At 42.7% G+C, this 26,031-nt stretch carries 17 protein-coding genes; 15 read left to right on the top strand and 2 right to left on the bottom strand.

Translation table 11 applies throughout. From position 1 onward, the window contains the following. Nucleotides 1-189: 189 nt before the first annotated feature. A complete protein-coding gene (gene map / locus J7E35_RS17660; RefSeq protein ID WP_214781938.1) occupies nucleotides 190-933 on the bottom strand; it encodes a type I methionyl aminopeptidase in 744 nt (247 codons plus the stop codon). A gap of 340 nt (nucleotides 934-1,273) precedes the next feature. On the opposite strand from map, the gene J7E35_RS17655 reads away from it, so the two are divergent. The 5 genes from J7E35_RS17655 (at nucleotide 1,274) to J7E35_RS23760 (ending at nucleotide 8,549) form a co-directional block, all read left to right on the top strand. Beyond that, a complete protein-coding gene (locus J7E35_RS17655; protein WP_225650232.1) occupies nucleotides 1,274-2,209 on the top strand; it encodes an ABC transporter permease in 936 nt (311 codons plus the stop codon). 84 nt (nucleotides 2,210-2,293) lie between these two features. After that, on the top strand, nucleotides 2,294-3,121 hold the full coding sequence (locus J7E35_RS17650) for a carbohydrate ABC transporter permease (protein WP_214782060.1): 828 nt from the start codon (nucleotides 2,294-2,296) through the stop codon (nucleotides 3,119-3,121). Between the two features lie 211 nt (nucleotides 3,122-3,332). Next, entirely contained in the window at nucleotides 3,333-4,988 is a 1,656-nt protein-coding gene (locus J7E35_RS17645) for a type 2 periplasmic-binding domain-containing protein (protein ID WP_214781936.1), read from the top strand. A 194-nt stretch (nucleotides 4,989-5,182) separates the two neighbouring features. Continuing rightward, nucleotides 5,183-7,045, top strand: a complete 1,863-nt coding sequence (locus J7E35_RS17640; protein WP_214781934.1) for a sensor histidine kinase — start codon at nucleotides 5,183-5,185, stop codon at nucleotides 7,043-7,045. Further along, the gene (locus tag J7E35_RS23760) at nucleotides 7,038-8,549 is read left to right on the top strand and encodes a response regulator (protein ID WP_214781932.1); all 1,512 of its coding nucleotides are present in this window, start codon (nucleotides 7,038-7,040) and stop codon (nucleotides 8,547-8,549) included. Before J7E35_RS17640 ends, J7E35_RS23760 begins: the two co-directional genes overlap by 8 nt. 727 nt (nucleotides 8,550-9,276) lie before the next feature. Here J7E35_RS23760 and J7E35_RS17630 read toward each other — a convergent pair. Next, nucleotides 9,277-9,435 carry a hypothetical protein gene (locus J7E35_RS17630; protein ID WP_214781931.1) on the bottom strand — a complete coding sequence of 53 codons (159 nt, stop codon included), beginning with the start codon at nucleotides 9,433-9,435 and terminating at the stop codon, nucleotides 9,277-9,279. Between the two features lie 209 nt (nucleotides 9,436-9,644). Here J7E35_RS17630 and J7E35_RS17625 point away from each other — a divergent pair, with 209 nt between their 5' ends. From J7E35_RS17625 to opuFB, 10 genes are all read left to right on the top strand, one after another. Further along, nucleotides 9,645-10,451 carry a glycoside hydrolase family 16 protein gene (locus tag J7E35_RS17625; RefSeq protein WP_353050043.1) on the top strand — a complete coding sequence of 269 codons (807 nt, stop codon included), beginning with the start codon at nucleotides 9,645-9,647 and terminating at the stop codon, nucleotides 10,449-10,451. 19 nt (nucleotides 10,452-10,470) lie between these two features. Continuing rightward, a complete protein-coding gene (locus J7E35_RS17620; protein ID WP_214781930.1) occupies nucleotides 10,471-11,805 on the top strand; it encodes a GH1 family beta-glucosidase in 1,335 nt (444 codons plus the stop codon). Nucleotides 11,806-11,831: 26 nt separating this feature from the next. Beyond that, on the top strand, nucleotides 11,832-15,011 hold the full coding sequence (locus J7E35_RS17615; protein WP_214781929.1) for a cellobiose phosphorylase: 3,180 nt from the start codon (nucleotides 11,832-11,834) through the stop codon (nucleotides 15,009-15,011). A 20-nt stretch (nucleotides 15,012-15,031) separates the two neighbouring features. Beyond that, nucleotides 15,032-16,366: a glycoside hydrolase family 30 protein gene (locus tag J7E35_RS17610; RefSeq protein ID WP_214781928.1), complete on the top strand. Its 1,335-nt coding sequence runs from the start codon at nucleotides 15,032-15,034 to the stop codon at nucleotides 16,364-16,366. 122 nt (nucleotides 16,367-16,488) lie between these two features. Beyond that, nucleotides 16,489-19,419, top strand: coding sequence for a carbohydrate binding domain-containing protein (locus J7E35_RS17605; RefSeq protein WP_214781927.1), 2,931 nt, complete (start codon nucleotides 16,489-16,491; stop codon nucleotides 19,417-19,419). A 141-nt stretch (nucleotides 19,420-19,560) separates the two neighbouring features. After that, the gene (locus J7E35_RS17600; RefSeq protein WP_214781925.1) at nucleotides 19,561-20,931 is read left to right on the top strand and encodes an MATE family efflux transporter; all 1,371 of its coding nucleotides are present in this window, start codon (nucleotides 19,561-19,563) and stop codon (nucleotides 20,929-20,931) included. Nucleotides 20,932-20,960: 29 nt separating this feature from the next. Further along, nucleotides 20,961-21,896 carry an aldo/keto reductase gene (locus J7E35_RS17595; protein ID WP_214781923.1) on the top strand — a complete coding sequence of 312 codons (936 nt, stop codon included), beginning with the start codon at nucleotides 20,961-20,963 and terminating at the stop codon, nucleotides 21,894-21,896. Between the two features lie 32 nt (nucleotides 21,897-21,928). Continuing rightward, nucleotides 21,929-22,918: an L-glyceraldehyde 3-phosphate reductase gene (mgrA, locus tag J7E35_RS17590; RefSeq protein ID WP_214781921.1), complete on the top strand. Its 990-nt coding sequence runs from the start codon at nucleotides 21,929-21,931 to the stop codon at nucleotides 22,916-22,918. Between the two features lie 565 nt (nucleotides 22,919-23,483). Continuing rightward, a complete protein-coding gene (locus J7E35_RS17585; RefSeq protein WP_214781919.1) occupies nucleotides 23,484-24,431 on the top strand; it encodes an ABC transporter ATP-binding protein in 948 nt (315 codons plus the stop codon). Beyond that, nucleotides 24,428-25,945, top strand: a complete 1,518-nt coding sequence (gene opuFB, locus J7E35_RS17580; RefSeq protein ID WP_214781918.1) for an ABC transporter permease/substrate-binding protein — start codon at nucleotides 24,428-24,430, stop codon at nucleotides 25,943-25,945. The genes J7E35_RS17585 and opuFB overlap by 4 nt, the downstream gene beginning before the upstream one ends. Nucleotides 25,946-26,031: the final 86 nt, after the last annotated feature.

The following is a 26,031-nucleotide window of genomic DNA, read 5'->3' as shown; positions in this document are numbered from 1 at the left end:
TTACTAAATAGAGCATTATTCAGCATATGAAAAATAAAAAACCGTTGCAGCCAAGGGTTTAATGGTAATGTGACCTTAGCCAGTGCCCATTAAATAGTAGCATCAACCATACTAGAATAAAGGCGAAGCAAATAGGCACTAGTATAGCCAGACACTTATAAGAGTTCCTGCCTGCTAGCCGTTTTTTACCTATAAAGTAATCACAATCGGCCCATTTTTCGTAAGGATGATCGTATGCTCACATTGTGCTACAAAGCTGTTTTCTGTTACATATGTCCATTCATCGTTTTCATTTTGGAAGACTTCTTCCTCACGAGTTGAAATGAAGGGCTCAAAAGCGATGACCATTCCTTCTTTTAAAAGCTCGTCATCCCATGGCTCATGATAGTTGTAGATGTGATCGGGTGCCTCATGGATGGTCCTGCCGATTCCGTGTCCTGTAAGGTTTTTGATCACAGTCAGGCCATTCTTTCTCGCAGTCGCGATTACTGCCTTTCCCAATCCGCTTTTCTTCGAACCTGGTTTCGCTTTTTTCAGACCTGCTTCAAAGGCCTCAACGGCTGTTTCGCATATTTTTGTTAAAATAGGGTCACCTTCGCCAACGACAAATGAGATGCCAGTATCAGCGAAATATCCATTTTTTGAACCGGAAACATCGATATTCACAATATCCCCTTCTTTGATAACGCGGCTCCCTGGAATGCCATGGGCCACTTCTTCATTCACACTGATGCATGTGTACCCCGGGAAATTGTACTCACCCTTTGGCGCGGAAATCGCACCATGCTGTTCAAAAATGGCACTCGCCATTTCATCAAGTTCCTTTGTGGTAATTCCAGGTACGGCCTTTTGAACCAATTCATTACGTATCAAGCCGACAATCCTGCCGATTTCTTTCAAGCCGTTAAAATCTTCTTCTGTTTTTGCAATCATAATATATTCCTTTCCATTAGCATCGATTTAAAAAACTCTACGATTAGATTATCCTTTTTGGTTATGAAAATCCATCCTTTAGGTTTGAGGATGATATAGGCAGATGGCCACAGTGTCAAAATCCTGCCTCCTTTGTAAACGATACCAACACGATGGTATCAATATTTTACTCAATAAACCTAAAACTAAAAAATTGGTACCATAAGCAAAATTCCATGGCTTATAAATGTAAGCCCTTTTTTTTATGATTAAGGTACAAGAAAGACAAAGCAACTAAGGTGGTGAAGAAATGGAAGTCAAGATTCAACAGCCAGTCGAACAACAAGTCAGTGACACCATAATGGTAGAGCCTACAAAAAAAGAAAAATACAAAAAAATCAAAAAGACAATCATTTCTCAAAAGTATTTGCAGACGATGGCGCTTCTCGGTGTAGTGTGGATGTTCATCTTCAACTATATCCCGATGTATGGGTTGATCATCGCATTCAAGGAATACAGCATTATCAAAACGATCTCAGAAGCACCATGGGTAGGATTGATGCAGTTTAAGGAATTCCTGCAGGATGAGAACTTCTGGATTGTCCTGAAAAATACACTGGGAATCAGCTTGATCAAATTAATTATCGGGTTCCCGCTTCCAATCATTTTTGCTCTTTTGCTTAATGAACTTACATCAATGAAGTTAAAGAAAGCGGTTCAAACGATCTCTTACTTGCCGCACTTCATTTCATGGGTTGTACTTGGAGGGATTTTGACAACTTGGCTGGCAGATATCGGTGTCTTAAATGATATCCTGCTAGGTTTAGGGTTGATCAGTGAACGTACGAATTTCCTTGCTTCACCTGATAACTTCTGGGCAATCGTCATTCTTTCGGATATATGGAAAGAGCTCGGATGGTCAGCAATCATTTATCTAGCGGCAATCGCTGGCGTATCACCAGAGCTGTACGAGTCATCAACAATTGACGGAGCAAATCGTTTCCAAAAGATGTGGCATGTCACATTGCCGTCGATTCGCCCGACAATCACAATTCTTTTCATCCTTGCTGTAAGCGGTGTCTTGAATTCAAACTTCGACCAAATCTTGATTTTGCGTAACTCATTGAATGAAAGCGCAAGTAATGTAATTGACATTTACGTTTACCAAATGGGACTTCAGAATGCACGCTACTCTTACGCAACAGCAGTCGGTTTATTAAAAGCGATCATTGCCTTTATCCTGCTCCTGTCTGCTAACAAGATTGTGAAGAAACTGAATGGAACATCTTTATTCTAAGGGGGTGAGGTTGTGTTTAAGCTTTTTAAACGGAACCGGCGAACAACAAGCGAATACATCTTTGACAACATTAACATTCTGATCATGCTCTTTATCTGTGCCATTACGATCTACCCAATCTGGTATGTACTCGTCAATTCATTGAATGATGGTGTGGACGCCATGAGAGGCGGGATTTACTGGTGGCCGCGAGAGTTTACTTTTGAAAACTACAAGGCTGTTTTTGAAACTCCGGGTATTGTCACATCATTTGGCGTGACAATTGCCAAAACGGTTATCGGGACTATCACCCATGTATTTTTCACCGCAATGGTTGCTTATGCAATTTCAAGACGTGACCTTTACGGCAGGAACTTCTACATGCTGGTCGGTGTCATCACAATGTTTTTCAGCGGCGGATTGATTCCTTACTTCCTGTTGATCAGGGATCTTGGATTGTTTGATAACTTCCTTGTATATATCATTCCGACAATGTTTAACTTCTTCCACTTGATCATTTTTGTATCATTCTTCAGGGAGCTACCAACGTCTCTGGAGGAAGCAGCAAAAATTGACGGCGCAAATGACTTTATGATTTTTATCAAAGTAATCATCCCGCTTTCAATGCCGGTTATTGCAACCATTGCATTGTTCCAGGGAGTATACCAGTGGAACGACTACTTTGCCGGAGTCATCTTTGTGAATAATCCAGACCTGCAGCCGATCCAGACTTATTTATACAAAGTAGTTGCTGAGTCAAGCTCGAACCAAATGATGACGAATGCAGCAGGATCGATTGCCACGAAGACTGTAACATCCCAGTCTATCAAACTGGCAACGATGGTTGTAACAACACTTCCAATCATGCTAGTGTATCCATTCCTGCAAAAGTACTTTGTTAAAGGAATGCTGATTGGATCTGTAAAAGGTTGATCTACTAAACTTCGATTTAAATTTTTCTTCATAGAAGAAATTTAAATAATCCAGGCTTCATTATTGATATGTCCTGCTTTATACATGAAGGATACCCCCTTCTGATCTTGGGAAAGGCTGGTACTTAGGAAAAAAGCCTTTCCCGCTTTTTCAAAGCAGTGTACATTTAGTAATGTGGCCCAAAATAACACAAAAGAGAGAGGGTCAAAAAATGAGGAGAAAATTCTTTTCCAAAGGCTTTTCACTATTGCTTGTTCTGTCATTGGTTTTAGCACTATTTTCAGGCTGCTCCAGCAAGACAAATGAAAACGCTTCCGATGAAAAGGAAGCAGATAAACCAAAGGCAAGTGCTGATGCTCCCGGCTGGCAATCCAATAAGGAACCAATTACTTTTGATTGGTATGTTAACTTTTCCTGGTTCGCACATAAATGGGGCGACGATGCTGTTTCCAAATATGTAACCGATAAAACTGGTGTGTCAGTTAACTTCATTTCACCAGCAGGAAACGAAGCGGAAAAAATGAACACGATGATCGCTTCTGGCAAACTTCCAGATTTCATCACAATTGGCTGGTGGGAAGATGCAGTTAAGAAGATGATCGAAGGCGAGCTAGTCCTTCCGTTGAATGAACTTGCAGATCAATATGATCCATATTTTTATAAAGTAGCAGACGGAGCAAAAATCGAATGGTATAAGCAAGAAGATGGCAACACGTATGGCTACCCGAATGCTTCTTCTTCGCCAAAGGATTTTGACAAATATAAAGACCTTAAGCCTTCTAACCAGACTTTCCTTGTTAGAAAAGATATGTACGAGGCAATTGGCAGCCCGGATATGAGCACGCCTGAAGGATTCTTGAAGGCACTTGAAGCTGCTAAAGAAAAATTCCCAGAAGTGAACGGTGCACCATTGATTCCGTTCGGTTTGAATGAGTTTACTGATGTAGGTAATACTTCTCTTGAAGGTTATCTGCAAAACTTCCTTAATATCCCAATGGAAAAAGACGGTAAGGTCTATGACCGCAGCCAGGATCCAGAGTATCTTGCATGGTTAAAGACTTTCAGAGAAGCAAATGACAAAGGTCTTCTTGCAAAGGATATCTTTATCGATAAGCGCCCGCAAATGGAAGAAAAGATTTCACAGGGAAGATACTTCGCTATGCTATACCAGCGCAGTGACCTGGCAGCACAACAGCACGCATTGTATGCAAAAGATCCTAATTCAGTGTATATCGCAGTTGACGGACCAGCGAACTCAAATGGAGACGACCCTGCATTAGCAGGTGACAGCATCTCAGGCTGGACAGTCACTTTGATCTCTAAAGATGTTAAAGACAAGGAAAGAGCGATTCAATTCCTGACTTACATGATCAGTGAAGAAGGACAAATGGACCTTTACATGGGTAAAGAAGGCGAAACGTATGATATGGTAAACGGTAAGCCTGAATTCAAGCCAGAAGTACTGGATCTTTTGAACAAAGACCGTGCAGCATTTGACCAGCAATATGGCGCATCATTCAAATATTGGATGCTGATGGATACAAATATGAGCCTTGCATGGGCACCGCCTGCTTCTGAACCATTTAAGCAAATGGAAGACTGGACAAAAGGTAAGACAGTCAGCTATGCGGAATTTGACGGCATCAGCCCGACTGGAACTTCAGCTGAAGGTGTAGCAGCAAGCAAGATCGCACAGGAATGGGGCAAAACTCTTCCTAAGCTGCTTTTAGCTAAATCCGATAAAGAGTTCGATAAAATCTTTGAAGGATTCCTGAAGAAACGTGATTCTTTCGGCTATGAAAAAGTTGAAAAGTATCAGCAAGGAATTTATGAAAAGAACAAAGAGAAACTTGATGCAGCAAAATAAATAACTGATGGAAAGACTGTTCCTTCTAGAATTAAATTTCTTGAGGGGGCAGTCTATTCCTCTTTTTGCATACAGGCAAGAATCACTGCTATAGATTACACAACATAATTTCATCAAATTGAAACACTTTACCACAATATTAATATTGAATATAATTTATAATTTTTTTATGCGGATAAAATGGATGTGAAAATATGGATTTTCAAAAAACAATTAACAAAGCTGCATCGTGGTTAAATCAACTTTCCCTGCAGCAAAAGCTGATTGCCTTATATATCATTATTATCATTATTCCTATTATCATTTTCATTTCTATTTATTCCAGTAATGTGTATGACAGAGCGATCAATGAAATCAGGATTAAAAGTGAAAATGCTCTTGAAATCGAGAAAATCCATATAAAAAACAATATTGAATCAATGAGACGAACGGCCCAAATGGTCGTTTCGGACATAGAATTCATTGACTTTGTGAAAAACAGGAACGAAGCAAATATTGATCAGTTGATTAATTTCAGAATGAATGAGCTGTCGAATGTAACCAGGCTGCAGGCCAATAACCCTGCGATTGAAAATATCCGCCTGTATACCACCAACCCATATATAACCGAGATGTGGCCGATTCTCTTTAAAGAGGATCGAATCATGGATAAGCCATGGAGAGAAGAGGTCATCAACAGGAAAGGAATGGAAGTTTGGTGGTTTGACCAGCAGACAGATGATGTCCTTGAAAGACTGCCTTCGCAAAACACAGCGAAAATCTCATTGCTGCGGGAATTGGATTACCCAAAGGATGAACATTTAGGCATCATTGAAATCAATATGTTCCTTAAAAACTTTTTCCCAAAGATGTTCGGAACGGTGCAGGACCCTGATTCGGTCTATGTCGTCATTGATAAGGATAACAACATGATCAGGAATTTCCATCACACCTATTTTGAAGATGAGGGCATTGACACTGAAGAACTCAAACTTAAATTAAACAAATCAAAACACGAAGGCACGGGCAGTTTTCAATTCGAAAACAATGAAACACCTTATCTTGTCATCACTGCCTATATTGATGATTTGGATGCCTATTTGCTGAATGTTATTTCGCTTGAAAGCCTATATGCGGAAACGGCCAAGACGAGGAATGTCATTTTTAGCGGAATTATCTTTCTTGTTATTATTCTTTCTTTTGTCACCTATGTCCTGGTTTTATTGCTTCTGAAAAAAATGTACAAATTGAGAGATTCAATGAAGCGGGTAGAACAAGGCGACTTTTCTGTTGATGTTGAAATTGATGGACAAGATGAGATTTCGGAGCTGGCATTTCATTTTAAAAGTCTCCTTGGTAAAATGAATGGATTGATCGCCGAAGCTGTTAACAAGCAGGCAACAGCAAAAGAAACAGAATTAAAGGCGTTGAAAACCCAAATTGATTCTCACTTCCTTTACAACACATTGGAAAACATCAAGATGATGGCAGAAATAGAAGGACAGTATCCTATTTCTGATGCCGTGACCTCCCTTGGTGAAATGATGCGCTACAATCTTAAATGGAAGAATGACTTTGTAGTACTTGATGAAGAGTTGAATTATATAAAGAACTATGTGGAGATTATGAATTTGCGTTTAGATGGCTTGCTAACCTTGAATATTGACGTCCCCCATGAACTGTATGACCAGGAAGTTCTGAAAATGTCGCTGCAGCCGATCGTTGAGAATGCAATCAAACATGGAATCATTCCTAACGACCAGAAAAATGAAGGCATCCTGCAGGTGAATGCGAGATGTGCAGTGGACCATATCATCATTGAGATAAAAGATAATGGTGTGGGGATGACAAAAGAAGAGTGTGAGTCGCTCAACTTATCTATTCAAACAGGGGCCGAAAATCAAAATTCTGGTTCTAAAGGTGGAAATGGCATAGGTATTCAAAATGTGAATGAGAGAATCCAGCTTTACTACGGGACGGAGTATGGAGTGTTTGTTACAAGTGAGAAAGGCAAATTCACAATGGTGACGGTAAAAATGCCTAGTAAAATCATGAAAGGAGGCAGCCAAAGTGTATAAAGTTCTTATAGCAGATGATGAGAAAAATATCCGGTTGGGTATACAGGCGATGATCAAGCGAGAATTTCCAGCTTTTGAAACATTCATCGCTTCAGATGGACAGGAAGCCCTTGAAGGTATATTGGAAAATAAACCGGATATCGTGATCACTGATATTAAAATGCCTAGGATGGATGGTATTCAATTAATCAGAGAGCTCCAACAGCAAGAAGAAATAAAAACATCGATTGTGATCCTCAGCGGATACGATGATTTCACGTATGCCAAGGAAGCAATCAAACATAAGGTAAAAGATTACTTATTGAAGCCGGTAAACCGCACAGAGTTATTCAAAACTTTGAATACCATCATAGAAGAACTGGAAAATAGCCAGAAAATGACCTACCAGCACATGGATGACTATCGTGCCAGCCAACTGAATTACATTTTGCTTAATCCTAATATTCAACAGGAAGTTGTAGAAGATCTTTATAAGAAAATGAAAATAGAATCTTATCCGGATGGGTACTACGTGGGAATCATCCAGGTGGATGGAGATATAGATGGAGAGGACTTTCTTAATAAGATTAATCAGCTGCTCTATTCCAGCAGCGACAGTATACCATTCCTTGATAAAGACGGCCGGGTGACGATCATTTCAGCAGACTTTGAGAAATTCTCCATTCTGAAAGAACAGCTTGGCAGGGACAGGCATTCGATTTTTACCATTGGAATTAGCGAAAAGTCAAAGGATATAAGAGAGTTTAAAAAAACCTATGGTCAGGCAGCCACAGCGATCAAGTATCATTTCCTTTATCCGCGTCGTCAAATCATTTTATATGAGAATGTTAAAGAGAAACCAGAAGTAGCCTCCCTTCCGGCAGACCTGATCAATAAAATTTCCAATATGCTGGGGACTGACCGTGAAAAGGAAATTAAAGATAACCTTAGACAGATTATGGATTTTGATGTCATTGCCCACAGCAGCATCGATTATCTTGAAAACCTTAACGAGGAAATCAATGAGGCGATTTTCAAAAGCTTTTTCAAGAGGTTGGGGGAAGAATCTCTTGTAACGTTCGAGCTCTTAAATAAGATAGACAATATTTATAACTTTGACAACTTCCATGAATACTTCCATGCCCTTGAGGATTTGCTGATGAGAATCCATGAATACAATAAACAGGTAAAAGCAGTGTATTCAGAGCAAAAGTACATGGACCGGGCAATTGCGTATATAAGAGAAAACTACCATAAGGATTTGAATTTAGCCGTAGTTGCCAATTACATTTCATTGAATTACTCCTATTTCAGCCATATGTTCAAGGAGTATATTGGACAAAACTTCGTTGACTATCTGAAAATGGTCAGAGTAGAAAGTGCAAAGCGGCTGTTGAAGGAGACTGATTTTAAAATACTGGAAATCAGTGAGATGGTCGGCTACAAGAACCCTAAACAGTTTGCGAGAGTGTTCCGGGAAGTCGAAGGTATATCACCAAAAGAATATCGGGAAATGAATGGATGAAGAGAGCTGAATTGGCTCTCTTTTTCAGTTTTTAAAGTTATTGCTGAAATTTCAAGACGGAGATTGCAAAAGTACTGTCAAAATTTCTGATTGGGTATTTTTTTATCTCGTATGTGACTCCATTTGCTGAAGCTGTCCCGTGTTCGGACAAAAAATCATCGGAGAGGGTACATATTGTCTGAAGTGATACTAAGTTCGGACAAAAAAACATCGGAGCGGGTACATATTGTCCGAAGTTACTCCAAGTTCGTACAAAAAACCGCCGGAGCAGCTTCGTTTTGTCCGAAGTGATCCCAAGTTCGGACAAAAAAACATCGGACCGTCTCCAGTGTATCCGAAGTGACTCCATGTTCGGACAAAAACCCGCCGGACCGTCTCTATTTTGTCTGAAGTGACTCCAAGTTCGGACAAAATTCCGCCGGAGCAGCTTCGTTTTGTCCGAAGTGATCCCAAGTTCGGACAAAAACCCGCCGGACCGTCTCCATTTTGTCTGAAGTGACTCCAAGTTCGGACAAAAACCCGCCGGACCGTCTCCATTTTGTCTGAAGTGACTCCAAGTTCGGACAAAAATCCGCCGGACCGTCTCCATTTTGTCTGAAGTGACCTCAAGTTCGGACAAAAATCCGCCGGAGCAGCTTCGTTTTGTCCGAAGTGATCCCAAGTTCGGACAAAAAATCATCGGAGCGGGTACATATTGTCTGAAGTGACCCCAAGTTCGGACAAAAAATCATTGGAGCGGGTACATTTTGTCTGAAGTTACCCCAAGTTCGGACAAAAACCCGCCGGACCATCTCCATTTTGTCTGAAGTGATCCCAAGTTCGGACAAAAACCCATCGGACCGTCTCCATATTGTCCGAAGCATCCCCATATTCCTTTTTCAGCCATCTTTAACATCCCCCCGCAAGACATCTCTATAAAATTCACGCGTTTTTAGGAGTTTTTGGAAGCATTTTCACAGGGAATTCCGCTCTTCTAAAATATTGACACCCTAAACAAAATTCTCTATCTCAAGAAGCCTGGCTGTCAAAGGTAGAATAGGAAGTGAGATATGTTTTGTTCAAAGCATTCAGTTTTTTCAGAAGGGGGAAATTTAGGTGGAGTCAAAAAAACATGGGAAATTGCACAAAGAAATGATGACGCTTTCAAAAGCGGAAGCAGAGTGGAAGTTAGTTTGGAAAGAGAACTTTAGTCTTTCTGAAATAGATGAAAACAACTGGAATTTTGTTGAGGCCGGCACTGGGTTCGGGAATGAAGAATCCCAGTACTATACAAGACGGAATGAAAACGCGCGAATCGAAAATGGCCTGCTCATTCTTGAGGCCAGGAATGAAGAGTACAACGGGATGGATTATACATCCGCCAAATTGACGACCAGAGGCAAGGCAGCCTGGACATACGGAAGATTTTCAATTCGGGCAAAATTGCCGGAAGGACAGGGGATCTGGCCTGCAATCTGGATGATGCCGGAAGACATGGAACAGTATACAGGCTGGCCTGCCTGCGGGGAGATTGACATCATGGAGCTGATCGGCCATCAGCCTGGTACGGTTTATGGAACGCTACATTACGGCATGCCTCACACATATACAGGTGAAAATTATACGCTTCCCGACAGTAAAAAATTCTCTGATGATTTTCATGTATTCACCCTTGATTGGGAACCAGGCGAATTCAGATGGTATGTAGATGATGTCCTGTATGCCAGGCAGACTGAATGGTTCAGCAAGGCTCCGGATTCAGAGGAACAGCAGCCTGGCTTTGCACCATTTGACCGTGAATTTTACCTCCAGCTGAATCTTGCTGTCGGGGGAAAATGGCCTGGATATCCTGATGAAACAACCCAGTTTCCTCAGCGGATGACAGTGGATTACATCAAAGTTTACAAAAGAGAAGACCAATAACAGTTGAGGTGAGAAATAGATGACTAGATTTTCAAGAGATTTTATTTTTGGAACGGCTACATCTTCCTATCAGATTGAAGGGGCGTATAAAGAAGACGGCAGGAGCCTTTCCATTTGGGATACATTTTCACGCACTCCCGGCAAAGTCTTCAATATGGATAACGGGGATATCGCCTGTGACCATTACCACTTATATGAGAAGGATGTTGAAATTTTAAAGACACTTGGAGTGGATTCCTATCGCTTTTCGATTGCCTGGCCAAGGATTTTCCCTGAGCAAGGTAAGTATAACGAAGCAGGGATGAATTTTTATAAAAAGCTTATCACACGCCTGATCGAAAACGGAATAAAGCCTGCGGTGACTCTTTACCACTGGGATTTGCCAATGTGGGCCCATGAAAACGGCGGCTGGACAAACAGAGAATCCGTGAATTGGTTTATCGAGTATGCAGAGAAATGCTTTGAGGAACTTGATGAACATGTCGAGATGTGGATTACCCATAATGAGCCATGGTGTGCAGGTTTCCTCGGTTACCATCAGGGAGTCCATGCGCCAGGCCATACCAATATGGAAGAGGCGCTGAAAGCTGTTCACCATATGCTTTTGTCCCATGGTGAGGCGGTTTCCTTGCTTAAAGGGAAATTTGCTTCCGCAACTCCGATCGGAATCACGCTGAATCTGTCACCGATGTACGGTGCAAGCAATTCTGCAAATGATCAGCTGGCTGCCAATAATTCGGATGGCTACACGAACAGATGGTTCCTGGATCCTGTGCTGAAGGGACATTATCCTGTGGACATGATGAACCTGTTCTCCAAATATGTTCATTCTTTTGATTTTATCCATGAAGGAGATATGGAGAAGATTTCTGCAGAATGTGATTTCTTTGGAATCAACTATTATAATCGCAGTCTTGTAGAATTCAATGCAGCATCGGACTTCCTGTTCAAGAGTGCCTATTCAGATTATCCGAAGACCGGAATGGGATGGGATATATCGCCGGCAGAATTTAAAGAGCTGATCCATCGCTTGCGCAAGGAATATACGAATCTGCCAATCTATATAACCGAAAATGGCTCAGCGTTCGATGATCATGTTTTGGAGGACCATCGTGTCCATGATTCTGACAGACAGGACTATGTTGAAAAACATATTCGGGCCGTGGCCGAGCTTAATGAAGAGGGCATGAATATCGCTGGATATTATCTATGGTCATTGCTCGATAATTTCGAATGGGCATTTGGCTACGACAAACGTTTTGGAATCACTTATGTTGATTTTGAAACTCAGGAAAGAATCCTTAAAGATAGCGGTTACCGTTATGCAGAAATTATCAGGAACCGTTCAATCTAAATCCAATGACTTCGGAGTGATCAATAATGGAAAGATACAGCTTTGATGATAATCAATATCTTGTAATACAGGAATTCGACCAGGCAAAAACATTCTCAAGCTTTCTCCCTGGCCTGGCAGGGTTATACGGTATACCGATCTGGGCGTTCTACGTCAACCGCGGACAGGGAATTGTCAGCTTCGGTGTGCAGGATAAAAATCATGCTATAACTGAATTTTTCCCGGCAAACCAGGCGTACCAGCGAGTAGGAACAAATGGATTCCGCACATTCATCAAGCTGAATGGAAATACCGTATTTGAGCCGTTTTCTTCATATGGAAGCAAGAAAGACCGAAAGAGAACGATGTATATAAAAGAAAATGAGATGAAGCTCGAAGAAATCAACCATCAATATGGCGTGAAAACAGTAGTAACGTATTTCACGCTTCCGAATGAGAACTTTGGCGCTCTGGCAAGAAAGGTGGAAGTCGAAAATCTTTCTGAGGCACCGATAGCACTTGAGATTATAGATGGGCTTCCCGCGATCATCCCCTACGGAATTGATGACGCTGCCTATAAAGCAGTAGGGAATACGCTGAAAAGCTGGATGGATGTATTCAATCTTGAAAATAGTATCCCATACTATCGAGTCCGCTCATCTACGAATGATTCAGCGGAAGTAGAAGAGGTATCCAAGGGACACTTTTATTTAAGCTTTGATGATGAAGGTCAGCTGATTAAGCCAATCGTGGACGCGGAACTGATTTTTGGTTCCAACAGTTCACTGTCTTATCCTGATGAGTTTGGAAAATCGTCTATTGATGAGTTAATAGCAGCTGAGCCGGTAACCTCAAATAAGGTTCCTTCCGGTTTCTCCGGTATGGGCAAAGTGCTTGAACAGGGTGGAAAGCTGAGCTTCCATACACTAATCGGTCATGTCAAGGACATCGAAATTATCAATAAAAAAGCAGCTGACATTCGAACTGCCGGATATATGCAAAGAAAATACGAAGAAGCGCAAAGTCTTGTTACAGAGATAACGAAGGATGTTGAAACGAAGACAGCTTCACCGCTATTCGATGCTTATGTAAACCAAAGCTACCTTGACAATGTGCTGCGCGGCGGTTTACCGATTGAATTGGAGAGTGATGATTCGGCATTTACTTATTATGTTTTTTCCCGCAAGCACGGGGATTTAGAGCGGGATTATAACTTTTTCTCGCTTGCGCCTGAATTTTTCTCGCAGGGGAACGGAAACTTCCGGGATGTGAACCAGAACCGGAGGAATGATGTCTTTTTCCATCCTGAGACGGGAGACTACAATATCAAGCTGTTCATGAGCCTGATTCAGGCGGATGGCTATAATCCGCTCGTTGTAAAAGGAGCAAGCTTTGAACTAAAAGATCAGTCTGATTGGGGATGGCTGGATGAGCTGGTTCCTCTGCAAAAGGATGCTGAATTCATTAAGAAGAAGCTGAGCGGAACCTATACACCAGGCGATTTACTTCAAACGATATCGGATAGCGACATTCAGCTTGCCTTGTCACTTCCGGATTTCCTGAAAAAAGTCCTTTCAAGGAGTGCCCAGAACATTGAAGCTGAGTTTGGAGAAGGCTACTGGATGGACCACTGGACGTACAATCTTGACCTGGTTGAAAACTATTTGAAGGTTTATCCGGAAAATAAAGCGCAGCTTTTGTTTGATGATTATTGCTACAAATACTTCCTTAGCCCAGTATTTGTGAACCCGCGTTCTGAAAAATATGTCCTGGCAAATGGCAAGGTCCGCCAATACGATGCCATTACTGAATTTGGACATCAGAAAGAGTCAAATTGGGTGAGGAAGCCTGACGGTGAGTTCTTTACATCCAATCTTTACAGCAAACTGTTCTCGCTGGCATTGCTGAAATTTTCCACATTGGATCCTTATGGTATGGGTGTGGAAATGGAAGCCAATAAGCCAGGCTGGAATGATTCCATGAATGGCCTGCCAGGAATTTTCGGTTCAGCCATGAGTGAGACATTGGAGCTGAAACGCCTGCTCGAATTTGTCATCACTTCTGGAGAGGCTGGCGAGCTGGAGATTAGCCTGCCCGCAGAAGTAGCCGATTTGACTGAGACAGTTGTAGAATTCCTGAATCAATTTGAAAATGGCAAGCTGAATGATTACAGCTACTGGGATCAAACAGCAGCGGCGCGAGAAAAATATCGCGAGTTAGTGAAAAACGGTTTTGAAGGTATGGAAAAGAATATCGAGTTGCAAAAGCTTACTGCTTATGCGAAGCAAATGCTTCATAAAACAAAAGCAGGAATCGAAAAAGCGACAGATCTTGGCAAGGGGCTTATCCCAACCTATTTTTCCTTCGAAGCTGTTGACTGGGAAAAAATTGTGGATGATAGCGGAAATGAAAAACAGAATAAAAAGGGCTTGCCTTTAGTTAAGGTCAATAGCTTTGAAGTGTCTGTTCTGCCGCATTTCCTTGAAGGTCCTGCAAGGGCCCTGAAGACTGCAGACCAGCAAACAGCAAGGTTGACATATCAGCATGTAAGGAACTCGGAAATTTACGACAGTAAGCTGAAAATGTACAAAACTTCTGGGTCTCTTGAAGACCAAACCTTTGATATCGGCCGGGCGAGGGCATTCACTCCTGGATGGCTTGAGCGCGAATCCATCTTCATGCATATGGAATTCAAGTATCTGCTCAGTGTCCTGAAGTCCGGATTGTATGAAGAGTTCTATGAAGATATCAACTATGCGATGCCTCCATTCATGGATGCGGAAGTGTACGGAAGAAGCGTCCTTGAAAATTCATCCTTTATTGCGAGCAGCGTGAACCCTGATTCAAGCCTCCATGGACAAGGATTTGTTGCGAGGCTGAGTGGAACAACGGCAGAGTTCTTAAGCATCTGGCAGTTGATGATGATGGGGAAAAAGCTTTTCGACGTAAATGAAGAAGGGTTGACATTGAAGCTTGGGCCGATTCTTCCTTCATGGCTTTTCGATTCAGAGGGCAAGGTGCAATTTACAATGCTGGGCAAAATTCAGGTAACCTATCATAATCCATCAAAGAGAGATACTTTCGGAGACGATGGTGCCAAGACAGTAAAATATGTCCTCCATATGAATGGTGAGGAGGTTGAGATTCATAGCGAGCAGCTGCAGGAATCATATGCAAAAGCTGTTAGGGAAGGAAAAGTAACAAAGATAGATGTTTATCTAGATTAATAGAACTGAGGTGCTGACGCATGGAATTAAAAATGATTCAGACAGCTAAGAATACAGGGGAACGCTTTGCGGACAAGGGTAATATTTCTTTTACAGATGAGCCTGGCCAAGATCTCGTGATGAAGCTTGATCCAGAAAAGAAATATCAAAGCTTCATGGGATTTGGGGGAGCTTTTACAGAAGCAGCTGCGTACACATTGGCGCAAATCCCCGGGGAAGAACGCGCAAAAATAATCGACAGCTATTTTAACAAGGAGACAGGTCTCGGTTACAGCCTTGGCAGGACCCATATCCACAGCTGTGATTTCGCCCTTGAGAATTATACCTATGTCGAGGAAAATGACGTCGAACTCAAAACGTTTTCGATAGAGCGCGAACAGAAATACGTACTGCCGCTCATTAAGGATGCTGTAGAGGCCAGGGGGGAAGGATTAACGATCCTTTCTTCTCCCTGGAGCCCTCCAGCCTGGATGAAGACGAATAATGAAATGAACAACGGCGGGAAGCTGAGGCCTGAATTTTATGATACTTGGGCTTTGTACTATACGAAATACATCAAGGCAATGGAGTCAGAAGGAATCCCAATCTGGGGCATCACCGTTCAAAATGAACCGGAGGCAACTCAAGTGTGGGACTCCTGCAGATATAGTGCAGAAGAAGAACGCGATTTCGTTAAAAATCATTTAGGGCCTGTAATGGAACAGGAAGGCCTGGAAGATAAAGAAATCATCATATGGGATCATAACAGGGATATCGCCTATGAGCGGGCAAAAACGATTTTATCAGATTCCGAGGCTGCAAAATATATTTGGGGCACAGGTCTCCATTGGTATGTATCAGAGGAATTCGAGAATTTGAGCAAGATTCATGAAGACTTTCCTGATAAGCACCTTATTTTCACAGAAGGATGCATTGAAGGCGGAGTACAGCTGGGTGCATGGCATACTGGAGAACGCTACGCAAGGAACATTATGGGAGATATCAACAACTGGCTTGAAGGCTGGATTGACTGGAATATCGTCCTGAACGAACAGGGCGGGCCGAACCATGTAGGCAATTATTGCGATGCACCGGTCATCGTCGATACTAAAACCGGAGAGGTTCACTATAACAGTTCCTTTTATTATATTGGACACTTCAGCAAGTTCATTAAGCCGGATGCAGTTAGAATCGGGCATGAATTAAATCATGAAACATTAAAAGCAGTATCATTTAAAAATGAAGATGGCTCAATTGTCGCGGTCGTCATGAATGATACAGACACCACAGAGTCATTCTCACTATCGGTCGAAGGCAAGACTGCCAAAGCCGAGCTGCCTGGTCATTCGATTACAACATTCATTATAAAAAGTTAAGGCCTGCCCACCTCCTTGTCATGACAAAATGTGCTTTACGCTAAGTGATCTACATGATAAGGAGGTGGATTTATTTTAGGAACCGATCTTAACGCTTGTAAAATAATGAAGGAGGAATTGGTATGAAGAAGACATTGGCTCTTTTGCTGAGTGCCATGATGATTTTGCCTGCAGCAAGTATTGCGGCTCCAAAAGATAAACTTGGAAATGATGAAACGAAAAACAAACAGAACAAATCAGAGTGGTCGCTTGTCTGGTCAGATGAGTTCAGCGGCCCGGAAATCGACCGCAGCAAATGGACCTATGATATCGGGAACTGGATTGTGGACGAGGATGGCAATGGAATCACCAATGGATGGGGGAATAATGAAAAAGAGTATTATACGGATTCTAGTGAAAACGCCTTCATCGATGATGGCAAGCTTGTGATAAAAGCAAAAAAAGAGCAGGTTACTGACCAATTCGGCACCTATGATTATACTTCTGCAAAGTTAAAGACCAAGGGCCTGTTCAGCAAAAAATACGGCAGATACGAAATCAAGGCGAAGCTGCCGACAGGCAAAGGGCTTTGGCCGGCGATTTGGATGCTTCCTGAGGAAGACAAATATGGGTCCTGGGCAGCCTCTGGTGAGATCGATATTATGGAGGCATGGGGAAGCAGTCCGCATAAAGTGGCAGGAACGATCCACTATGGCGAAGGCTGGCCGAATAACAAGTATACCGGCAAGGAATTCGAGCTTCCTGAAAACAGAGGGATCGACAAGTGGCATACATACGCCCTCGAGTGGGAGCCTGGCGAGCTGCGCTGGTATGTCGATGGAGAACTCTATCAAACTCAGAATAAATGGTATTCAAAGGGAAAGGATAATGCTGCGAATTTTTCCTATCCAGCACCTTTCGATCAGGAATTCTATTTAATTATGAACCTCGCAGTTGGCGGCTGGTTTGACGGGGAAGTTGACGAGACGACGAAATTTCCGAGTCAGATGGAAATAGATTATGTAAGGGTATATGATCTGAAAAAACGCGATTACCGTGAGCCGGTAGAACCGTCTGCTGAGCCTGTCGAATTGCCTGCAGATGCGAAACAGCCGTTGGAAGACGGGAATTTAGTTTATGACCAGAATTTTGAGGAAGCAATTACTGATGTGAGTATGCCTGGTGATGAGCTGAATTCAACGTATTGGAATTTTGTCCACTTACCGGATTTTGGCGGAGCTGGCAGCCTTTCAGTTGAAAACCTGGATGGCACCAATTTTGCCAAAACGGAAATTTTAAATCCGGGGTCGGCGCTTTATTCCCTGCAAATGATTCAGAACATCTCGCTTGGCAATGGCGGAAAATACAAAGTCAGCTTTGATGCAAAGTCGACAGCAGACAGAAGCATGATGGTAAAGGTCGGTGCGGGCGCTGACCGAGGTTGGGTGAAATATTCAAATGAAGAGTCTTTCAACCTGACGAGCGATCTGCAAACCTATGAATTTACTTTTGATATGCTGAATGGAACGGATATCGGAGCCAGGCTTGAATTTAATCTTGGCGGGAACGGAACAAACCCAGTATGGATCGGCAATGTGAGAGTCGAGGATATCACGGGGACACCAGTAGACGAAAATGAACCAAAACAGCCGCTACCTGATGGAAATCATGTATATAACGGAACGTTTGACCAGGGTGGAATGGACCGCTTAATGTTCTGGAATTTTTCTGTCGGAGAGGCAGCTGCAAAGGCATCTGTTTCTGAAAACTCTAGAGAGCTCCATGTAGCGATTGAAGATGGAGGTACTGAACCTGCAGCTGTCCAGTTGAACCAACAAGGACTTTATCTTATTAATGGAAATGACTATAAAGCGACATTTAAGGCAAGAGCTGACGAAGCGAGAACGATTCAGGTGGGCATTTTGAATAAGGATGGTTCTGTGGATTATTCAGGAATGCAAACATTCGAGCTTACCTCCAGTATGGAAGAGAAGACTCTCGATTTTACAATGGGAGAAGAAATTTCTGATTCGGAGGCACAAATTGTCTTTAATCTTGGATCGGGAACTGGAGATGTCTACTTGGATGATGTAGTTTTGCTTAAGACCTCAAACATTCCGGATTACGGGAACATTGACTTGTACCCATTGAAGAATGGTGATTTCTCGGACGGCATCTCTCCATGGACGAGTTACATTCATTTTGATGCTGGAGCAAGTATTTCTGTGGAAAACAGCGAAGCAAAAGTGGCAATCGGCCATGAAGGCAATGAACCATGGAGCGTCCTTTTTGAACAGCCGAATTTAAGCCTTGCTAAGGGAGTAGTCTATGAGCTTAGCTTTGCCGCTCGTTCTACAAAGGAGAGAAAGGCTGAGGTTACGGTTGAAAACGCTGCTTACACTAGATTTTTCAGTCAAGTGTTACCACTTAATACCGAAATGCAGCAATTCACGTATGAATTCACTATGCCTGCCGATGAAATCGTATCCTTGAAGCTGCTTCTTGGCAAAAACGCTTCGTCTCCAATCGGCGCACATGACGTATTTATCGATAACGTGGTGTTAAAGGTCAAAGACGCTCCGTCCGAGCAAGAGCCTGTTTCCACACCTGGCATTGACAACGGAACATTTTCGGATGGAACTGAAAGCTGGTCAGCATGGTGGGGCGATCAATGGAGCGGATATGCAGGTGGAGAGATGACCATTGAAAATGAACAACTGAAGGTTGCGATTTCACAGGTCGGCGCTCAATCATATGCCCCGCAGGTCTTTCAAAAGGGGCTGCTATTTGAAAATGGCAGCAGATATACAGTAACGTTTGATGCAAGAGCGGAAGTACCAAGAAAAATGAATGTCAATATAGGGAAAGAGCTGTCATACGACCCTTGGTTCATAGCCTATATGCCAACACACACAGTTGATTTAACGACAGAAATGGTCCATCACAGCGTCACTTTTGTTATGACTGAAGAAACCTATGCTGATGGAAAGATCGTTTTCGAGCTTGGCAATATTTTAGAAGGTAATGCCGCAACGAATGTCTATCTGGACAATGTAAGCATCACAAAAAACTAAGTTCTCAAGGGGGCAGAACAGCAATTACATTCTGCCTCTTTTTCTTCCATTTTAGAAAATAAGTTTGAACTTGCTTTTGAATATGACAAGGCCAGCGTAATACTGACCATCATAGTGAACTTTAAAAGGTGGAAATGCAATATGACTATACAGAAAATCAACAGTCTGCCTAAACAGATTGGCTTATTAGCTCTAACCTGGCCTATATTTATAGAATTATTTTTGCATATGTTAATGGGCAGCACAGATACTTTCATGCTGTCCCATATTTCGGACGAAGCTGTTGCGGCTGTAGGGGTGGCCAATCAGCTCGTATTTTTCATGATCCTCGTATTTGGTTTTGTTGCCACAGGAACTGCAGTTTTGGTATCACAAAACCTTGGAGCTGGACTCCAGGTTGATGCAAGAAAGATTTCAGGTCTCTCACTCTCTCTGAATCTCATATTTGGAGTGCTGGTCAGTATCATTGTTGTTGCTTTCAACGATTTATTTTTACAATTGTTCAATCTGACGCCCGAAATACACCGTCTTGCTCAACAGTATTTAACGATTGTTGGCGGAACACTTTTTACCCAGGCGCTCCTTGTTACGGCATCAGCTATACTGCGGGCAAATGGATTAACAAAAGAGGCAATGTTGATTTCGGTCGTCATGAATATCATCCACCTAGCAGGTAACAGTTTATTTATTTACGGACTATTCGGCGTCCCGGAATTGGGGGTTCAGGGTGTGGCTATTTCGACAGCCATATCTCGTGCAATCGCAGTGATTCTAATATTCCGATTACTATACCGCAGGCTCCCTATGAGAATTGCTTTAGAAGACTATCTGAACTTCAATAAATCTTTTATCAAAAAGATTTTGAAGATAGGTGTTCCTTCCGCTGGCGAAAATGTTGTTTATAACACCAGCCAGATGGCAATTACCGTCATTATAGGATTGCTTGGGGCTGTGGCACTGACAACAAGGGTATACACCTTTAACATCATGTCATTTATGATGCTATTCGGCATCGCGATAGGCCAGGGCACGCAAATACTGATTGGATACAAAGTAGGGGCAAGAGAGTTTGATAAGGCCTACCATCAACTATTAAAAAGCTTGAAACTAAGTATCATCATCACAATGGCGATTACCGTGGTAATCGTTGCAATCAGAGAACCTATACTTGGGGTCTTTACCGATAACAAGGAAATCATCAGGGAGGGAAGCAAGGTTCTGCTCTTGTGTCTGATCCTTGAACCTGGGAGAACCTTTAATATAGTTGTGATCAGTTCTCTCCGGGCAGCCGGAGATGCGGTATTCCCGGTGAAGATGGCTCTTGTCTCGATGTGGGGGATCAGTGTTCCGCTCGCCTACTTTTTAGGGATCACAATGGGTTTAGGCCTTTCTGGCATTTGGATTGCCTTTATCATTGATGAATGGTTCAGAGGAATCATCATGTATATTAGATGGAAGAGCCGAGTCTGGGAGAAGAAGGTCCTGGTTGATGACAGGGTGCAAACAGCGTGATCGTTGATTTTTGAGAGGAGGGCAAGAAGGTGAATTACAGGCAGCTTGGAAGCACAGGGATAAAGGTGCCGGAAGTTGGTTTTGGTGCATGGCAGCTCGGGAACGCCAGGGACTGGGAAGGTATGGAGGACAATCATGCAATCAAGCTGGTGCATGAAGCGCTTGATCAGGGCTGCAATTTCTTTGATACCGCCCCTAATTATGGCGGAGGCAATAGTGAGTCATTGCTTGGGGAAGCTCTTATTGGAAGAAGGAGTGAGGCCGTGATTAATAGCAAGTTCGGTCATCATCCAGATAACACCCTGAATTTTGATTCGCAGAAAATCCGCAGTTCGGTTGAAAATAGCTTGCGCCGGCTTAAAACGGATTATCTTGATTCCATTTTGCTTCATAATCCGCCGTTTGAAATCCTGACTGGAAGCACAAATCATTTTGAAGTATTGGAGTCACTCAAACAGGAAGGCAAGATCCGTGCTTATGGAGCTTCAGTGGACACTGCGAGAGAAATGGACGAGCTGATTCGAAATACCGGAAGCCAGGTTATTGAGGTGATGTTCAACATTTTTCACCAGGAGCCAAGAAAAGCCTTCAAAAAGGCAGCAGAAAAAAAAGTGGGACTGATTGTAAAAGTTCCGCTTGATTCTGGGTGGCTTTCAGGCAAATATGATGAGAACAGTATTTTCACTGACATCCGGAGTCGTTGGGGCCGGGAACAGCTTATGAAAAGAGCAGAGCTCCTGCCTGTTCTTAGGGAATTGCTGGAGCCGGGAGAATCGTTGGTCCAGTTGGCTTTAAGGTATATTCTTTATTATCAGGAGGTCTCTGCCGTCATTCCTGGAAACAAGAATCTCGAGCAGCTGATTGAAAATCTATCTGCTTCAGATACAAGCATCTCTATTGAAAAAGCAGAAAAAATAAAGGAGATTTGGGAACAAAAGCTGCAAGCTGACCCGTTGGGTTGGTAAAAAAACAGACTACTTAATGGAGGTTTTAATTAATGGCTTATCAACCAGACAGCAATCGCTATAATTCAATGACATATAACAGGTTAGGCAAATCAGGCCTTAAATTACCGGCCATTTCCCTGGGCTTATGGCACAATTTCGGAGGACAGGATTCCTTTGAGAATGGCCGTTCGTTAATTAGGAAAGCTTTTGATCTAGGCATTACTCATTTTGATCTTGCGAATAACTATGGTCCGCCACCTGGTTCAGCAGAGGAAAACTTTGGTGCAATTCTCAGGAAGGATTTTTCAGGATACCGTGATGAGATGGTGATTTCGACAAAAGCTGGCTATGGAATGTGGCAGGGGCCTTACGGCGACTGGGGTTCAAGAAAATATCTCGTGTCCAGTCTCGACCAGAGTCTGAAAAGGATGGGCCTTGATTACGTCGATATCTTTTACCATCACAGACCAGATCCGGAAACGCCTTTGGAGGAAACAATGATGGCGCTTGACCATGTCGTAAGGCAAGGAAAAGCGTTGTATGTAGGGCTGTCCAATTATGGTGTAGAAGAAACGAAGCAGGCAATCGGAATTTTAAGAGAGCTGGGCACTCCATTGCTGATCCACCAGCCTGCCTATTCGATGCTCAACCGCTGGGTAGAAGATGGACTCACTGATTTGCTTCAAGAAGAAGGAGTCGGATCAATCGCATTTGTTCCGCTGGCACAAGGATTGCTGACCAACAGGTATATCAATGGAATTCCGGCAGATTCCAGGGCCTTGAAGCCAAACAGCTTCCTGAACGAAGGAGATGTATCTGAAGAGGTTCTGATAAAGGTAAGAAAGCTAAATGAAGTGGCGCAGGAACGCGGCCAGTCACTTGCCCAGATGGCACTTGCATGGGTGCTCAGGGAACAGAAAATCACCTCAGCACTCATCGGTGCAAGCAAGGTCAGCCAGATTGAAGAAAACGTCGCTGCGCTGAATCGTCTTAATTTCAGTGAAGCAGAACTGAACATGATTGATGAAATTTTAAAATAAGGACTACAAAAAAACTGTAAAGCCAAATGGTTTTACAGTTTTTTTATTGGAATATTTTTCTTAGGTCAGGGTAAAGGAAGGGGGGAAATCAATCATATTAAGGATGTTCCTGGTTAAGGGAAGTAAGGAGAAAACGGGTCACATAAAGCAGAGATATGTGCCCGGTTAAGGGAAGCAATGAGAAAACGGGTCGCATAAAGCAGAGATATGTGCCCGGTTGAGGGAAGCAATGAGGAAACGGGTCACATAAAGCAAAGATATGTGCCCGGTTAAGGGAAGCAAGGAGAAAACGGGTCACATAAAGCAGAGATATGTGCCCGGTTAAGGGAAGCAATGAGGAAACGGGTCACATAAAGAAGTGATATAGCCGGTTAGGATAACGGATTTAATGTTTCACCTATCAAAGTACCTGCTCAGCAGCCCTTCTTTTTTCAAAAAGGCTGAACTTTTGATAGTATGTAGTTTGTATTCCTGTGAAAGCCTTTCTAATACATAACCAAAAATAAGAAATCCTCAAAGTGCTAACAATATCAAAGAAAATCAAGAGAGATATAGGGGTGAAAAAGTGATCAGCTTTGAAGATGTATCGAAAAAATATGACGATGGAACCTTTGCGGTAAAGAATTTTAATTTACATATCAAAGAAGGGGAACTGCTTGTCCTGATTGGTCCGAGCGGCTCCGGAAAAACGACAACTCTAAAAATGATCAATCGGTTGATTCCTCTTACAAAAGGATACATTAAAATCAAGGATAAGAAAATCAGTGACTATGATATTCACGAGCTTCGCTGGGACATTGGATATGTCCTTCAGCAGATTGCTTTATTTCCACATATGACGATTGAAGAAAATATTGCGGTTGTTCCGGAAATGAAAAGATGGGAGCATGAAAAAATCGATCACCGAATAAATGAATTACTGGATATGGTTGGACTCGATCCAAAAACGTACCGGAAAAGACTGCCTCATGAATTATCAGGAGGGCAGCAGCAAAGAATTGGCGTCGCCCGGGCGCTTGCGGCAAACCCGCCCATTATATTAATGGACGAGCCATTCAGCGCCTTGGATCCCCTAAGCAGAGAGAAGCTTCAGGATGATCTTATCGAACTGCAAAAGAACATAAAGAAAACCATCGTATTTGTGACGCATGATATGAGTGAAGCACTTAAACTCGGAGAACGGATTTGCCTGATGAAGAATGGAGAAGTTATCCAGACCGGAACTTCGGAAGAGCTGCTCCAACAGCCTGCGAATGACTTTGTCCGAGAGTTTGTCGGGATTGACCAGGCCCAGGCAGAAATCGTGGATATTCGTGAAGGTGTCAAGCCTGCAAATCAAGGAGAAATGGACCAGCTACCTGTCATATCCTCCCGTATGCCGATAAATGAAATCCTCGCCTTATTGAGTGAACATGAACAGGTAGCTGTTAAAGAAATGGAAGAAATTATCGGCACCATAGATAGACAGGGAATGATCCGGATCTTATCCCGGCAGATGGAGGGGATTAAATGAATAGCTGGATTTCCACTTTTACAGATAGAAAAGACGAGCTTTTAAGTGCTCTGCTGGAGCATATCCAGATTTCTTTCATTGCGCTGTTCTTTGCAGTCTTAATCGCCATTCCTCTTGGAATTTTCCTGACAAGAAGGAAGCGGATTTCAGAAGGAATCATTGGGATTACTGCGATCCTCCAGACAATCCCATCCCTTGCGCTGCTCGGGTTGTTGATTCCTTTATTCGGGATTGGCAAAGTCCCTGCAATCATTGCCCTTGTGGCATACGCGCTGCTGCCGATTTTAAGGAATACATATACAGGAATAAATGAGGTGGATCCATCATTAATTGAAGCCGCTCGGGGCATGGGAATGAACAGCAAGCGCCGTTTGCTTAAAGTTGAACTCCCATTGGCGATGCCGGTCATTATGGCTGGAATTCGAACAGCGATGGTCTTGATTGTAGGAACTGCGACGATTGCCGCGCTGATTGGAGCGGGCGGATTAGGTGACCTGATCCTTCTCGGAATCGACAGGAATAACACGGCATTAATCGTTCTTGGCGCAATACCCGCTGCCTTGCTTGCCATCCTGTTCGACCTTGTGCTTAGAAGGTTTGAAACGGTTTCTTTTAAAAAATCCCTTATCACCATTGGTGCCTTATCCTTAGCAGTCCTTTTCATAATGGTCATTCCATTTTTAGGCGGAAAAAATGAAGAAGAGATTGTCATTGGAGGAAAACTGGGTTCCGAACCAGAGATCTTGATCAATATGTATAAACTTCTTATTGAAGAAGAAACGGACCATTCTGTCCAGTTGAAACCTGGACTGGGAAAGACTTCATTTGTTTTTGCAGCATTGGAAAACGGCAATATTGACATCTATCCTGAATTCACCGGCACGGCTATTTCGGAATTTTTAAAAGAAACAGCCAGCAGCACAAACAGGGAAGAAGTATACCAGCAGGCAAGGGAAGGGATGAAAAAAGAGTTTGGTATGGAAATGCTTCAGCCAATGGACTATAACAATACCTATGCTCTAGCGGTTCCTGAACAGCTGGCTGAAGAAAATGGCCTGAAAACCATTTCTGACTTAAAAGTGATTGAACCCTCGCTAAGAGCAGGCTTCACACTTGAATTTTCAGATAGGGAAGATGGATATAAAGGACTCCAAAAACTCTATGGACTCAACCTGCCAAGCCTGATTACAATGGAACCGAAACTCAGGTACAGGGCGATCAAAAATGGTGAGATAAATCTGGTTGATGCCTACTCAACCGACAGTGAGCTCCAACGATACAACCTAGTTGTACTTGAAGATGATAAAAACTTGTTCCCTCCATATCAGGGAGCCCCTCTTATGCGAGCTGAAACAGCAGAAAAATATCCCGAAATCGTCAAGGCACTCAACAAACTGGCCGGTAAAATCACTGATGACGAAATGCGGAAAATGAATTACCAGGTGAATGTAGAAGGGGAGTCGGCTGAGGAGACAGCACGGGAGTATTTAAGAGAAGCTGGATTATTGAAATGAAAATTCAGGAACATCAGTTAAGAAAAGGATTGATAAAGACAAGAGGCAGAAAAACCAATTGGTTTTTCTGCCTCTTTGTCAGTGGA

Source organism: Bacillus sp. ISL-45, assembly GCF_018613195.1.
Lineage (GTDB): Bacteria > Bacillota > Bacilli > Bacillales > Cytobacillaceae > Mesobacillus.
Note: the sequence above shows the minus strand (reverse complement) of the source record. Positions and strands in the feature narration are given on the sequence as shown.